We start from the raw sequence: 14,754 nt of genomic DNA on the forward strand, positions 1-14,754 counted from the left end.
GCGAAGAAGTCGGAGGTCATGCCCCTAATCAGCGGTCAGTCAGTGCCTCCGGGACCGGTGACACCACCCCCCGGATCATGGTCAACAAGGGGGGGAAGTCATGCCGGTCCCGGAGGCCGGAAGCTCCGTTGCGGAGCCAACGAAAACGGTAATGGGGGGGGTGGGGTTGCCCGGCGGACCATTTTTTCGGCTTGCCCCGTTTCCGAATCGCCCCAGCGGTGGACAATAGGGGCATGAGTCAGCAGGGGGAGCGGCGCACGCACGCCGAGGACGACTGGTGGGACAGGCTGTACGACGAGGCCACCCCGGGAACCGGCCCGACGACGGGCACGGACCACACCGTGGACGACCACTTCGACTCGACACCGGGTATGATCTCCGACCGGAGGCCGGCCGAGACGTCGGGCCCGCCCGCACCACCGGAGGAACTACCGCGCCAGGAAAGGGGGTTGCCGGGCTTCTCCGAGCGCGGCGGCCCCTTCGCGGCGCCCCGCGACCGCGCTCCGTGGGAGCCCCCGGAGCCCCCCGGGCGCACGGATCCCCCGGAGCGCACGGATCCGCCGGGCCCGCCCCGCACTCTCGGACCGGACCCGCGCACTTCCGCGCCCCTGCGGGAGGGAGGGCGGACGGACGTGCCGGAGGGCGGACCTGGGGGCGGGCAGGAGGCGACCGGGGAATGGGATGCCTGGCTGCCGACACCCCGCCGAAGGACGGGAGTTGAGCCCGGCGGACCAGAGCTTGACGGCCGGATGGAGCGGGGCGGCGAGCCGGAGCGGGACAGCTGGGCCGAGTGGGGCAGCAGTACGGAGCAGGACGGCCGGGCCGAGCAGGACAGCCGGGCCGAGCGCGACGTCAGGGACGTGGGCGGCGGAGCAGGGCCGGAGGCCGTGGCGGAGTCCGCGCCCGAGTCCGTCGCGGAGCCCGCGGTGAAGCGCCCTGGTCCGCACGCTCCACCCGAGCCGGACGTGTCGACGTTCCCGTTCGCGAGGGGGGATGACACATCGCGGACCTCCTCGACATGGGGCCCGCCCCCTTCGCCGCCCGGCCCGCCCGGTGCCCCCGGGCCCCGTCCGGACCGCCACCGCACCCGCCGCCTGTGGGACGAACCAGGACCCCACGGAACGCCACCGCCCGGCCCCGACCCGGACGCGACCACCGTGACGGGCCCGGCCCCCGGCGTGATCCCGCCGTCCGATGCGAGCCCGGCCCCCGGCGTGAGCCCGCCGTCCGATGCGAGCCCGCCACCCGTCCGGAGCTCCGACGCGACGGCAGGGCCCGCCGACCCGGAAGCGGACACGGGCGCGGACGGCGCCCCGGGTGCGCAGTCCGCGCCCGTCCCCGACCCCCGGCGCTCCGAGCCCCGGCACACGGAGGTCCGGCGCTCCGAGCCCCGACACACCGAGGCCCCGCACACCGAGGCCCACCACACAGAAGCCCGCGCGGAGGCCCCCCGGCGCACCGGGACCCGCGCCGATGGCCACCTCCGCAACATCCCGCCCCTGCCCACCTCCTTCCCGCCGTGGTCCGGGAACCAGGACCACGCACCGGACCCGGTCGGCAAGGACCGTGGCAGCACGGACCGCAGCAGCTCGGTCGGCCAGGACCGCGGTAGCACCGCCGAGTGGGAGGCGCCCCCGGTGCCGCCCGCCGCCCCCCTCGTACCCCCGGCAACACCACCACCTCCGGCCGCACCCGCACCACCGTCCGCGGCCCCCGCCCCGCCTCCGGCCCCCTTCCTCGCCCCGCGTCCCGTCCTCGCCCACGTGGGCGACGGCCCGCCCACCTATGACGCCGAGCCGACCGCGCTCGCCGCCGCCGACCCGCAGAATCTGGACGGGCTCGTCGCGGACACCGTGCTCGACGGCGCGCAGTACGGGTCGTACACCCTGCGGGCGGCCTCCGTGCGCGGGGACTCCGCCCGGTACCGCGGCGAGCCCCGCCGCGACACCCTGCTCACCGCCCGCTTCGGCAGCGGCCCCGGCGGCCTCGTGCTGGTCGCCGTCGCCAGCGGTGCCCGCGCCGCCGAGGGCGCGCACCTGGCCGCCGCCGACGCCTGCCGGTGGATCGCCGGATCGGTCGGCCGCAGCCACGCCAGGCTGGCCGAGGACATAAGGGCCGGGCGGCGCGGCGACCTCAAGTCGGGGCTGCACCGGCTCACCGACCGCAGCTACGGCAAGCTCCGCGCCCACGCGGCCGAGCTCGGCCTGGAACCGGGGGAGTACACCGCCGACCTGCGCTGTCTCCTGCTCTCCGCCGACCCGGACTGCCGCACCCGGATCTACTTCGGCGTCGGCGACGGCGGCCTGTTCCGGCTGCGCGACGGGGTCTGGCAGGACATAGAGCCCCCGGAGCCCCGCCCCGACGCCCTCACCGGCGAACCGGTGGTCGGCTTCGGCTCCGTACCGGCGGACGAGGAGCTGCCCGAGGAGGGCCCGGACGGCGACCGGCTCACCATGGACCTCGGTATCACCACACCGCCGTCCCCGCACATCGACGGCGTGCCGCCCACCTCACCCTTCCGGTTCCGGGCCTCGGTGGCCAGGCCGGGTGACGTGCTGCTGCTGAGCAGCGCGGGCCTCGCGGAGCCGGTGCGCGGCGAGCCCGCCCTCGCCGGGGAGCTGGCCGCACGCTGGGGCGGGCAGCAGCCCCCGCCGGGCCTGGCCACCTTCCTCGCGGACGTCGCCCTGAGGGTCAAGGGGTACGCGGACGACCGGACCGCAGTAGCAGTCTGGGAGGCATAAGCGCATATTTCGTGGGTTCATGGACAGGCGAGGGGGGATCGTCACTTTGTCCTACCGAGAGGGTGTGCCCACGTCATGGCGAAGCAGAAGGTGGCCGAGCAGTTCGTCGACATCCTCGTCCAGGCGGGAGTCCAGCGCCTGTACGGGGTCGTCGGCGACAGTCTGAACCCGGTCGTGGACGCCATTCGCCGCAACGACGCCATCGACTGGGTGCACGTCCGGCACGAGGAGACCGCCGCCTTCGCGGCCGGCGCCGAGGCCCAGATCACCGGGAAGCTCGCCGCCTGCGCGGGGTCCTGCGGACCCGGCAACCTCCACCTCATCAACGGCCTCTTCGACGCCCACCGCTCGATGGCCCCGGTGCTCGCCCTCGCCTCGCACATCCCGTCCAGCGAGATCGGCCTGAACTTCTTCCAGGCCACCCACCCCGACAAGCTCTTCGACGAGTGCAGTCACTACAACGAGCTGATCTCCAGCCCCCAGCAGATGCCCCGGGTCGTCCAGTCCGCGATCCAGCACGCGGTCGGGCGCGGCGGTGTCGGCGTGGTCTCGCTGCCCGGCGACGTGGCGGGCGAGCCGGTCGTCGACGAGCCGTCCGAGCAGGCGCTGGTCACCTCGCGGCCGACGGTCCGCCCGGGCGACGCCGACCTCGCGAAGCTGACCGCGCTGATCGACGACGCCGAGAAGATCACCCTGTTCTGCGGCAGCGGCACCGCGGGCGCGCACGCCGAGGTGATGGAGTTCGCCGAGCGGATCAAGTCCCCGGTCGGGCACGCCCTGCGCGGCAAGGAGTTCATCCAGTACGACAACCCGTACGACGTCGGCATGAGCGGTCTGCTCGGCTACGGCGCCGCCTACGAGGCCATGCACGAGTGCGACCTGCTGATCCTGCTCGGCACCGACTTCCCGTACCACGACTTCTATCCCAGGGACGTGAAGATCGTCCAGGTCGACGTCAGGCCGGAGAACCTCGGCCGGCGCTGCAAGCTGGACCTCGGGGTCTGCGGAGACGTGCGCGAGACGCTGCGCTGTCTGACCCCGCGCGTGCGGGCCAAGAGCAACCGCCGCTTCCTCGACAAGATGCTCAAGAAGCACGCGGACGCTCTGGAGGGCGTCGTCAAGGCGTACACCCGCAAGGTCGAGAAGCACACCCCGATCCACCCCGAGTACGTGGCGTCCGTACTGGACGAACTCGCCGACGACGACGCGGTGTTCACCGTCGACACCGGCATGTGCAATGTCTGGGCGGCCCGCTACCTCACCCCCAACGGCCGCCGCCGCGTCATCGGTTCCTTCTCGCACGGCTCGATGGCCAACGCGCTGCCGCAGGCCATCGGCGCCCAGTTCGTCGACCGGAACCGGCAGGTCGTCTCCATGTCGGGCGACGGCGGATTCTCGATGCTGATGGGCGACTTCCTCACCCTGGTCCAGCACGACCTGCCGGTGAAGGTCGTCCTGTTCAACAACTCCTCGCTCGGCATGGTCGAGCTGGAGATGATGGTCGACGGGTTGCCGTCGTACGGCACCGCCAACCGCAACCCGGACTTCTCGGCGGTGGCCCGCGCCTGCGGTGCGTACGGAGTCAGGGTCGAGAAGCCCAAGCAGCTCGCCGGAGCCCTGAAGGACGCGTTCCGGCACCGGGGCCCCGCCCTCGTCGAGGTCGTCACCGATCCGAACGCGCTGTCCATCCCGCCGCACATCAAGGCCCAGCAGGTGAAGGGCTTCGCCCTGTCCGCCGGAAAGGTCGTACTGGACGGCGGCGTCGGCCGGATGGTCCAGATGGCACGCTCCAACCTGCGGAACGTACCGCGCCCTTGAAGCCGTACGGATCCCACGCCCTCAGGACGCACGGCCGGGACGGGGACGGCGGGGAGGTCTCCCCAGCCGTCCCCGGCGCGTGCCGTGTACGTCCGGAACGGCAGCCGTGCATCGGGCGATGGGGCCAACCGCCGTACTCGGTCTTCACTCCCTCCCGGGCGGACATGAGTGCCTTTCTCTGAGAGGGGCATCCATTCCGTGAGGGTGTTCGAGGGAGAAAGGGCCAAACAGGGGTGTGGGTGGGGGCTATGACGAGGCAACAGCCGGGCCGGGCCGGGCAGATCCCGTACGGCCGCTCGGTGCCGAAGGACCTACGAACGGTGTCGGAGGGGGCGCGGACGGTGCCGGGGGACGTGCGGGCGGCCGAGGCGGCCGAGACGACCGACAGGGCACGCGGGGCGCTCGACCTGCGGTGGCGACTGGGCCGGGCGGACCTGACCGCCGTACCCGAAGTGCGGCGCGCACTGCGCGAGTTGCTGCGGCACTGGGGACGCCCGGGCTGCGCGGACGTCGCGGAACTGCTCACCAGCGAGCTGGTGACCAATGCGCTGATACACACCGAGAGCGATGCGGAACTGCACGCGACCCTGGCCGCGTCCAAGCTCCGGGTCGAGGTGCACGACCATCTGTCCCGCCTTCCGGAGCCCCGGCCCGCGGGCCGCGACGAGAGCACGCACGGCCGGGGACTGCTCCTGGTCCAGTCCCTCGCGGACGCCTGGGGCGTACGAATGCAGGGGCACGGACCGGGCAAGGTGGTGTGGTTCGAACTGGACGGGGGCCCGGCCGGCGCCTGACCGGACCGGGCCCCCATTCCCATACTGCGAGCTGACGAAGCGTCAACTCAGGTGTCCACTAACCGAATTGCTGCTCAAGATCCTTGAGCTTCTGCTCAAGGGAGTCGAGCCGGGGCAGTGCCTGGGTGTCGTCCTCGGCGGTCAGGTCGACCGTCCGTGAGTCACCTCCCTTGGTCCCAGAGCCTTTCACGGCCTGGAGGGAGGGCCGGTTGCGAAGCGGCAGTTGTCCGGGTTCTGGTATGGCGGGCTCCGCGACGGCGTGCGGCGCGGAGCCCGATCCGCCGGTCCCCAGCGCCGGTACGTCCACCTGACGGCCGCCCCGGCTGCGCCCCCAGGCGCGGTGCTGCCGGTTGATGGCCTTCAGCTGCGCCCGCTCCAGCTTCTCGTGCTCCCGCCTGCGCATCCGGTTCTGCGTCTTCTGCCGCTGGTCCTCACGGACCTCGTCGACCGCCTCGTCCAGCGTCCGTACGTTCTCCAACAGCATCAGCGACCAGGCCCCGAAGGTCTCCCTGGGCGCCCGCAGCCACCGAACGATCCGGATCTGAGGCAGTGGGCGCGGTACCAGACCCTGCTCGCGCAGCGCCGCCCGGCGGGTCTGCTTGAGCGCCCGGTCGAAGAGCACCGCCGCCGAGAGCGACATCCCGGCGAAGAAGTGCGGGGCGCCCGCATGCCCCAACCCCCTTGGTGCGTGAACCCAGTTGAACCAGGCGGCGGCCCCGGCGAACGTCCACACCAGCAGCCGCGAGCCGAGCGCCGCGTCACCGTGGCTCGCCTCCCGCACCGCGAGTACGGAACAGAACATCGCCGCTCCGTCCAGCCCGAACGGCACCAGGTACTCCCAGCCGCCGGACAGGCTCAGATTCTGCTGCCCGAAGCCGACCAGCCCGTGGAAGGAGAGCGCGGCGGCGACGGCGGCGCAGCAGAACAGCAGGACGTAGGAAGCGCTCCCGTAGAAGGCCTCCTTCCTCCGGCGCCGCTCCTCGCTGCGTTCCCACGATTCCTCGCTGCTGCCGGCGGCGGCCTTCTGGCCCGCGCGCTTGCCGCGTGCGATCACTGCGACCGCCGCCAGAACACCCGCGATCATCACGACGCCAGGAAGCAGCCAGTCCAGCGATATGTCGGTCATTCTCATGCGGAGTCCCTTTGCGTCAGCGCAGCGGCGACCGCATCCATGCAGACGGATCACGGACCGCGGATCGCGCTCAGTGCGTTTCGGCGACATATTGGCTCACGTCGCGAGGTGCACAAGGGGTTTCCGGGCAAGAGGACCCCATGGGGAGTCCGCACCATGCGGATAGGTGGCAATAACTCGAACCACCGCTCTATCGGGTCGAGTTGGGTTCGAATAGCGCCACCCGCACGGGTGGCGTGGCGATCAGGCGGAGGTTACGGCCTCTGCGCTCAGCTTCTTCACCCGGTCCGCGTCGCAGGTACGGGGGCAGGTGGTGCAGGTGTCCTCGGGGCGCAGCGTGTAGAAGAGGCAGCAGGTGGCGCGGTCCCGGGTGGGCAGTGATTCGCCGTTCGGGCCCGTCAGCTCGCGGAAGCCCGCGGCGGCGCGGTAGGGGCCCGTCGCGCCGGGCAGCAGCAGTTCGAGCTCGGCCATCGCGCGCTGCTCGTCGCCCAGCAGATGGGCGAGGTACCAGAGGCCCTCGACGATCTCGTCCGTCGCCATGCCCCACAGTGCGTGCTTGCGGCGCCGCATGCGCGGCCCGAAGCCTTCGAGCACCGGCTCCAGCTGCTCCGCGAGGGCGGCCCGCGCCTCGCCGCGCAGCGCCTCCTCGTCCGGCACGACACGGGCGCCGGGCAGTGCCGCCGCGGGGTCGCCCGGCAGGCACGCGAAGCTGTCCACCCGTACGGTCATCCGGCCGAGCACCCGCTGGAAGGCGATGTCCTCGACCTTGATCAGGGGCACCCTGCGGTGCAGGAACCAGGGGATCGTCACCAGCAGGCAGGCGGGCCACGCGTACCGGTGCAGGCCGAAGCTGGCGATCACGTCGGGGCGGGCCTGCTGTCCGTAGTCACGTAGCACCTGTGCGTTGTCCCAGGCCAGGAACGCGTCGAGGGCGGGTCCCGCCGCGGCCAGCTCGTCCGCGCCGACCCAGCCGCCGCCGCGCGGCGCCCGCTCGGCCGGATCCGTCAGCTCTCGTACGACCAGCGAGGGGAAGACCTCGGTGAGGCGCGCATACGAATCCGCGACGGCGGAGGAGGCGGCGGGGCGCGCGGCGGGGGACGGCCGGAGGGCGGGGACGGTCATGCGGGGGACCACCGAATCGCATCGCGGGGGTGTGCAGCACGGACGGGCAACGCACGTGCACACGCGGGCTGTGCAGGTAAGCCTTACCTTACCCGATCACCGATGTGTTTGAACTGTCGGATGAGCCACCTAGGCTGCACACGGACATACGTACGCACAACGGAGGGTGGACCAGGTGGAGCAGCCCAGGGGGCGCCGGCCCGCCGCACCCCGGCTGGTCCGGCACTCCGTGCGCGGGCAGGTGCTCGACGCGCTGCGCGCCGCGCTGATCAGCGGTGAACTGGCCCCCGGCGAGGTCTACTCGGGCCCGGGGCTCGGCGCCCGCCTCGGGGTGTCGGCGACCCCGGTCCGCGAGGCGATGCAGCAACTGGCCCTGGAAGGAGCCGTGGAGGTCGTCCCGAACCGGGGCTTCCGGGTCACCGAACGCGGTGCGTCGGACCTCTCCGACCTGGCGGAGGTGCGCGCCCTGATCGAGGTGCCGATCATGCTCAGGCTCGCCCGTACGGTCGAACCCGGGTGCTGGTCCGCGCTGCGGCCCCTGGCCGAGGCGGCCACGGCGGCAGCGGCCAGGGGGGACAGGGCCGCGTACGCCGAGGCGGACTGCGCCTTCCACAGTGCCGTGCTCGCCCTGGCGGGCAACGCCCAGCTGGTGGACGTCGCCGCCGGGCTGCACCGGAGGGCGCAGTGGCCGACGGCGGGTGCGCGGGTGCCGCGCCAGGCCGATCTGGTGGCGGACGCAGCCGAGCACATGGCCCTGCTGGAGGCCCTGATAGCCCAGGACCTCCCGGTCGTGCAATCACTCGTACGAGAACACTTTGCCGGGGCGCCCCTCTAGGGCGCGGGGCTGTGCTGGATCCGCGGCTCGCCGCGTGGGCGCGACCAGCCCTCCACCGGCCCGCAGCTTCCGACGGTCAGACTGCCGCCGCCGGCGGCGGCGAAAGCTGGGCGGCCAGCCAGGTCGGGACACCGTCCAGCAGGTGGAAGAGCCGCGCCGCCTCCGCCCGCAGCCGACTCGCCTCCGGCTCCGGCTCCGCATCCGCCAGCGCTGCCAGCGCCGGCGCCGTGCCGACCAGGTAGCCCAGCTCCTCCCTTATCCGCAGCGACTCCGCGAAACCGTGCCGCGCCTCCGCCAACTCCCCCTCGCGCAGGGCGAGTCCGGCGAGGTGGCGCCAGGTGAAGGAGAGCAGCAGGGCCTTGTGGTGGGTGGTCGCCCCCGCGTGCGCCCTGCGGTACGCGGCCCGCGCCGACTGCGGGGAGTCCGAGAGGTGTTCGGCGACCAGGCCCCTGCGGAAGTCCAGGAGTGGGCGGTTGGGCGAGTTGGGGTGCAGCAGGGCCGCCGCCCTGCCGAGCGCGGAACGGGCCTCGTCGGCCCGGTCCTGGACGCCCAACACCGTTGAGGCGTAAGCGAGATGGCCGCGTTCGCAGGCGGCGCTGCCGCGCTCGTCGTCGTCCTTGGCGAGGGCTTCCGCACCGCGCAGGGCCTCCTCGGCCGCGGGCCAGCCGTGCTCCGTGAACAGACAGCGCTCCACGAGGAGCGAGGCCCGCTGGAGGGCGGCGGCGGCGCCGGGGCGCGATTCCAGCAGGGCTGCCGCGTCGGCCCAGCAGCCACGGGAGCGCAGCCGCCACACCGCCGTCTGGAGTGGCCCCCCGCCTCCCTCGAACCCCTCGAAGAACCTCTGTGCTCCGGCTCCTCCTGTGTCAGAAGTGGAACCCGACATGGCGGTGTCCGCCACATTGCCCTCCCCGAGCGCGCCATTGAGCTGTGAAGTCCGACCGGTCGACGTGCGGTCGTGCGCGCATCACAGCATGAAATGACGCATGGGGCCAAGGGGCCGGGTGAATGTTTTCACAAAGGGTGGTCCCCGCCCGGCAGTGGGGACCCGGTGAATTCGCGGTGACTTTTCGTCAGCTCATGCGCAGGGCCAGGAAGAAGTCCAGTTTGTCTTCCAGCCGGGAGAGGTCACGGCCCGTCAACTGCTCGATGCGGCCCACCCGGTAGCGCAGCGTGTTGACGTGAAGGTGGAGCCGGGTCGCGCAGCGCGTCCAGGAACCGTCGCTGTCGAGGAACGCCTCCAGGGTCGGAACGAGCTCCGCGCGGTGGCGCCGGTCGTAGTCGCGCAGCGGGTCGAGCAGCCGGGCGGTGAAGGCGCGGCGCACGTCGTCCGGGACGAAGGGGAGCAGAAGGACGTGCGAGGCGAGCTCGTGGTGTCCGGCGGCGGCGACCCTGCCGGGGCGTGCGGCGGCGACCCGGCGGGCGTGCCTGGCCTCCTCCAGCGCCCCGCGCAGACCCTCGGCCGAGTGCACCGGTGCGCTGACGCCCAGCGTCAGCCGGCCGTCGTCGGCGAGACCGCCCGAGAGCGGCGCCTGGACGGCGGCCAGGAGGGTCTCCGCGTGCAGCCCCGGGCTCTCGGCCCCCTCCGGCTGGCCGGCGGTGACGGCAGGGAGCGGGACGAGCGCGATGGCCTCCTCGCCGCTGTGGGCCACGGCGATGCGGTCGGCGGGCTCGGCCGCCGTCGAATCCGCCGGGACGGCGGGGTCGACCAGGATCTCTTCGAGGAGCGCCTGCGCCGCGGGGCCGCTGTCCACGGCGCCGCCCTCCCACTCGACGCGGGCCACCACCACCTGCCAGTGCGGGGCCGTACCGAGCCCCGGCAGCAGCACGGGGGCCGCGACGCGCAGCCTGGCGGCGATCTCCGAGGGGGCCGCCCCCGTCTGGACCAGCTCCAGGACCTCCTGCGCGAGCCTGCGCCGTACCGTACGGGCCGTGTCGCGGCGGTCGCGCTCCACGGCGATCAGCTGGGTGACGCCCTGGAGCAGGTCGAGCCGGGCGGCCGGCCAGTCGCCCGCGTCGGCCTCGACGGCCAGCAGCCAGTCGGACAGGACGGTCTCCCGGACGTCCCGGGAGGCGGCGGTCCCGGCGATCCGGTCGGCCCCCCTGCCCGCCGTACGGATGGGGAAGAGCGAGTACGCGGTGGAGCCCAGCGTCACCCGGTGCGGGCTGCGCCGTCCGGTGCGGCTGGCGGCCAGGTGCTCGGCGGCGAGCGCGGGGCCGACCCCGGCCGGCAGCGGGGTGTCGGATCCCGCGATCTGGCGGCCGACGGGGGAGAGCACCCAGGCGTGCAGGTCCAGGTCGGAGGTGAGCAGGTCGAGGACGACCTCCGGGCCGCCGCCGGTCGGGCCCGACGTCATCAGACGGCGGTGCCGGTCGACGACCGTCGCCAGGTCCCCGGCGCGCTCGCCCGACACCTGGCGCACGACGTGCTCGGTGATCGTCGCGAAGGCGACCGACTCGGCGACCGAGAAGAGCGGCAGCCGGTGCCGGACGCACGCCTCGATCAGGTCCTGCGGGACGCTGCCCAGCTCCGCCTCGCCCGCCGCGAGGCCGACGACGCCGGCCGAGGCGAGCAGCCGTACGAACGGCTCGGAGTCCTCGGGGGAGTGCCGCCAGGCCAGACCGGTCAGGACCAGCTCGCCGCCCGAGAGGTAGCGGCTGGGGTCGCGGAGGTCGGTGGTCATGACGCCGCGCACGGTGCGGTCGAGCTCGTCCTCGCCGCCCAGTAGGCGCAGGCCGAGCGCATCGGTGTCCAGGAGGGCGCGCAGCCGCATCGTCGTGTCGCCGCCATTTCTTTGTCGGTATCCGTGCGGAGAGTGTGCAGGGAGTGGCTGATAGTGAGTGGGTCGATGACTGTGTCATCCGGGACGCATGTGAAGAGCGGAGAGGGCGTTGACGCCCGTCTTTCGTTCGAATCTACAAGACGTGATGGGCGACCAGCCAACTCCTTCATGGTTTCGGTGACTGCACCGGACCTCCCCTGGCTTGTGTACTTGGGCCACCCCCGCATGAACAGGACATGAACCAGCTGTCCGAAAACTTGCGGAAGGCAACGACTCCAGGGTCACCCCACACACGAAGAGAGAGCCACTCATGGACTTCCTTCGCCCCGCCGGCTGGGAGGAGGCGCTCGCCGCAAAGGCCGAGCACCCCACCGCCGTTCCCCTTGCGGGTGGCACCGATGTCATGGTCGAGATCAACTTCGACCGCCGTCGTCCCGATCACCTTCTGGACCTCGGCCGCATCGGCGAACTGCGGGAGTGGGAGGTGCGTCAGGACCACGTGGTCCTCGGCGCCTCCGTTCCGTACACCCGGATCATGGATCACCTGCGCGCCGAGCTCCCAGGGCTCGCGCTCGCGTCCCACACCGTGGGATCGCCGCAGATCCGCAACCGCGGAACCGTCGGCGGCAACCTCGGCGCCGCTTCCCCCGCCGGCGACTCGCACCCGGCCCTGCTGTCCGCGGGCGCCGAGGTCGAGGCGGTGTCGGTGCGCGGCACGCGGCTGATCCCCGTCGAGGAGTTCTACACGGGCGTGAAGCGCAACGCGCTGGCGCCCGACGAGCTGATCAGGGCCGTGCACATCAAGAAGGCGGAGGGACCGCAGCAGTTCTCCAAGGTCGGCACCCGCAACGCGATGGTCATCGCCGTGTGTGCCTTCGGCATCGCCCTGCACCCGCGGACCCGGACGGTGCGGACCGGAATCGGCTCCGCCGCCCCCACCCCCGTACGGGCGAGGGCCGCCGAGGACTTCCTCGGCGCCGCTCTCGAAGAGGGCGGGTTCTGGGACAACGGCAAGATCATCACGCCGTCCGTCGCCAAGCGGTTCGCGGAGCTGGTCTCCGCCGCCTGCAGCCCGATCGACGACGTGCGGGGCACCGCGGACCACCGTCGGCACGCGGTCGCCGTCATGGCCCGCCGCACGCTCGGCTGGACCTGGGAGCAGTACCGCGGCAAGTCCGCCTTCACCCTGGAAGGAGCTGCCTGATCATGCGCGTCAACTTCACGGTCAACGGCCGGCCGCAGGAGGCCGACAACGTCTGGGAGGGCGAGAGCCTTCTGTACGTCCTTCGTGAGCGGATGGGGCTGCCCGGCTCGAAGAACGCCTGCGAGCAGGGCGAATGCGGTTCGTGCACGGTACGCCTCGACGGCGTGGCGGTCTGTGCCTGCCTGGTCGCGGCCGGACAGGCGGAGGGCCGCGAGGTCGTCACCGTCGAGGGCCTCGCCGACTACTCCAGGCACCGCGAGGACGCCCACCCGGGCGCAGCGTGCCGGTCGGGTTCCTGCGGTACGTCCCCGGACCCGGCCGGGGTCCGGCAGGCGCGCGTGCCCGGCGCGGAGAGCGGCGAGCCGGGCGCAGGCCCTCCCGGCGCGGAGCTCTCGCCGATCCAGCAGGCCTTCATCGACGCCGGCGCCGTGCAGTGCGGCTTCTGCACCCCGGGTCTCCTCGTCACGGCCGACGAAATGCTGGAGCGCAACCCCGCCCCGTCCGACGGGGACATCAGGGAAGCGCTCTCCGGCAACCTCTGCCGCTGCACCGGCTACGAGAAGATCCTCGACGCGGTGCGCCTCGCGGCCACCCGCCAAGCGCGTCAGGAGCCCCTCACCGTGACCTGAGCCATCCTCAGGTCCCCTCGACACCCCCGGGTGGCGCCGCCTCCAGGAACGTCACGCTTCCGTCCGCCCGCCACCCGGGGCCCCCAACGTCCGCCTCGCTAGCGGCAGTTCCACCGCACATCCCGCACCATGCTCACCCTCGGACCGTCCTCCGGGTCGTGCAGCCCTCGAACCGTCCCCGAATTCCCTTGCCGCACGCGGCACTTGGGATGCCCCTTTGAACCTTGGGAGACAAGGCACCATGACCCAGCAGTCCACTGAGCCGAAGACCACGGCGGAGGACGCCGGCGCAGGCACGCGCCAGCCCGCCGGCCGCTCCTGGCTCGACCGCTACTTCCACATAACGAAGCGGCAGTCCACCGTCGCCCGGGAGGTGCGCGGCGGCATCACCACCTTCATGGCGATGGCGTACATCCTCCTGCTCAACCCGCTGATCCTCGGCGGCAAGGACGTCGAAGGCGGCGTCCTCAGCCAGCCCGCCCTGATCACCGCGACCGCCCTCGCGGCGGCCGTCACCACCCTGCTGATGGGCTTCGTCGGCAAGGTCCCGCTGGCCCTGGCGGCCGGTCTCAGCGTCTCGGGCGTACTCGCCTCGCAGGTCGCACCCCAGATGACCTGGGGCCAGGCCATGGCGATGTGCGTCGCGTACGGCGTCGTGATCATGCTGCTGGTCGTCACGGGCCTGCGTGAGATGATCATGAACGCCATCCCGCTGGCGCTCAAGCACGGCATCACCATGGGCATCGGCCTCTTCATCGCCCTGATCGGTCTGGTGAAGGCCGGATTCGTCCACCCCGGCAAGGCGACGCCCCTCTCGCTCGGCCCGGCCGGTGAACTCGCGGGCTGGCCCGTGCTGCTCTTCGCGGTCACCCTGCTGCTGATCTTCATGCTCCAGGCCCGCAACGTCCCCGGCGCGATCCTCATCGGCATCGTCTCGGGCACGGTCCTCGCGGTCGTCCTCAACGCGATCATCGACATCGACCCCAAGAGCTGGACCGGCGGCGCTCCCGAACTCAAGGGCAGCGCGGTCTCGATGCCGGACTTCTCGCTCTTCGGCCAGGTGGAGTTCGGCGGCTGGGGCGACGTCGGCGCACTCACCGTCGGCATGATCGTCTTCACCCTGGTGCTGGCCGGCTTCTTCGACGCGATGGCCACCATCATCGGCGTCGGCACCGAGGCCAAGCTCGCCGACGACAAGGGCCGCATGCCGGGCCTGTCCAAGGCGCTGTTCATCGACGGCGCGGGCGGTGCCATCGGCGGTGTCGCGGGCGGCTCGGGCCAGACCGTCTTCGTGGAGTCCGCGACGGGAGTCGGCGAAGGTGCCCGTACGGGCCTGTCGGCCGTCGTCACCGGCCTCTTCTTCGCGGCCTGCCTCTTCTTCACCCCGCTCACCGCGATCGTCCCGGCGGAGGTCGCCTCCGCAGCCCTGGTCGTGATCGGCGCGATGATGATGCAGAACGCGCGGCACGTGGACTGGTCCGACCGGGCCACCGCCATCCCGGTCTTCCTGACCGTCGTCCTGATGCCGTTCACGTACACCATCACCACCGGTGTCGCCGCGGGCGTCATCGCCTGGACCGTCATCAAGGTGGCCCAGGGCAAGGCCCGCGAGCTGGGTGCTTTCATGTGGGCGCTGACGGCGATCTTCGTTGTCTACTTTGCCCTGCACCCGATCGAGAGCTGGCTCGGCGTCGGGTAG

11 protein-coding genes are annotated in these 14,754 nt (G+C 72.3%); 7 read left to right on the forward strand and 4 right to left on the reverse strand.

Features of this window, described 5'->3' with window-relative positions:
- Positions 1-233 precede the first annotated feature (233 nt).
- The 3 genes from ACWGIG_RS07940 (at position 234) to ACWGIG_RS07950 (ending at position 5,353) form a co-directional block, all read left to right on the forward strand.
- On the forward strand, positions 234-2,741 hold the full coding sequence (locus tag ACWGIG_RS07940) for a protein phosphatase 2C domain-containing protein (protein ID WP_453320668.1): 2,508 nt from the start codon (positions 234-236) through the stop codon (positions 2,739-2,741).
- A gap of 75 nt (positions 2,742-2,816) precedes the next feature.
- Positions 2,817-4,559, forward strand: a complete 1,743-nt coding sequence (locus ACWGIG_RS07945) for a pyruvate dehydrogenase (RefSeq protein WP_453320669.1) — start codon at positions 2,817-2,819, stop codon at positions 4,557-4,559.
- Between the two features lie 248 nt (positions 4,560-4,807).
- Positions 4,808-5,353: an ATP-binding protein gene (locus ACWGIG_RS07950; protein WP_453320670.1), complete on the forward strand. Its 546-nt coding sequence runs from the start codon at positions 4,808-4,810 to the stop codon at positions 5,351-5,353.
- A gap of 58 nt (positions 5,354-5,411) precedes the next feature.
- On the opposite strand, the gene ACWGIG_RS07955 is transcribed toward ACWGIG_RS07950, so the two are convergent.
- Together ACWGIG_RS07955 and ACWGIG_RS07960 are read right to left on the reverse strand one after the other, a co-directional pair.
- Entirely contained in the window at positions 5,412-6,485 is a 1,074-nt protein-coding gene (locus tag ACWGIG_RS07955; protein WP_453320671.1) for a DUF2637 domain-containing protein, read from the reverse strand.
- Positions 6,486-6,728: 243 nt separating this feature from the next.
- Complete coding sequence (locus ACWGIG_RS07960; protein ID WP_453320672.1) at positions 6,729-7,607, reverse strand: (2Fe-2S)-binding protein; 879 nt, start codon at positions 7,605-7,607, stop codon at positions 6,729-6,731.
- A 175-nt stretch (positions 7,608-7,782) separates the two neighbouring features.
- On the opposite strand from ACWGIG_RS07960, the gene ACWGIG_RS07965 reads away from it, so the two are divergent.
- A complete protein-coding gene (locus tag ACWGIG_RS07965; RefSeq protein ID WP_453320673.1) occupies positions 7,783-8,442 on the forward strand; it encodes a GntR family transcriptional regulator in 660 nt (219 codons plus the stop codon).
- Positions 8,443-8,518: 76 nt separating this feature from the next.
- Here ACWGIG_RS07965 and ACWGIG_RS07970 read toward each other — a convergent pair whose 3' ends face one another.
- Both ACWGIG_RS07970 and ACWGIG_RS07975 read right to left on the reverse strand, forming a co-directional pair.
- Positions 8,519-9,340: a hypothetical protein gene (locus ACWGIG_RS07970; RefSeq protein ID WP_453320674.1), complete on the reverse strand. Its 822-nt coding sequence runs from the start codon at positions 9,338-9,340 to the stop codon at positions 8,519-8,521.
- Positions 9,341-9,512: 172 nt separating this feature from the next.
- A complete protein-coding gene (locus ACWGIG_RS07975) occupies positions 9,513-11,213 on the reverse strand; it encodes a PucR family transcriptional regulator (protein ID WP_453320675.1) in 1,701 nt (566 codons plus the stop codon).
- Positions 11,214-11,532: 319 nt separating this feature from the next.
- Between ACWGIG_RS07975 and ACWGIG_RS07980 the strand changes: the two genes are divergently transcribed.
- The 3 genes from ACWGIG_RS07980 (at position 11,533) to ACWGIG_RS07990 (ending at position 14,754) form a co-directional block, all read left to right on the forward strand.
- A complete protein-coding gene (locus tag ACWGIG_RS07980) occupies positions 11,533-12,426 on the forward strand; it encodes an FAD binding domain-containing protein (RefSeq protein WP_453320676.1) in 894 nt (297 codons plus the stop codon).
- Positions 12,427-12,428: 2 nt separating this feature from the next.
- Positions 12,429-13,055, forward strand: a complete 627-nt coding sequence (locus tag ACWGIG_RS07985; protein ID WP_453320677.1) for a (2Fe-2S)-binding protein — start codon at positions 12,429-12,431, stop codon at positions 13,053-13,055.
- Between the two features lie 241 nt (positions 13,056-13,296).
- The gene (locus ACWGIG_RS07990) at positions 13,297-14,754 is read left to right on the forward strand and encodes an NCS2 family permease (RefSeq protein WP_453320678.1); all 1,458 of its coding nucleotides are present in this window, start codon (positions 13,297-13,299) and stop codon (positions 14,752-14,754) included.

The organism is Streptomyces sp. NPDC054863, from assembly GCF_053610825.1.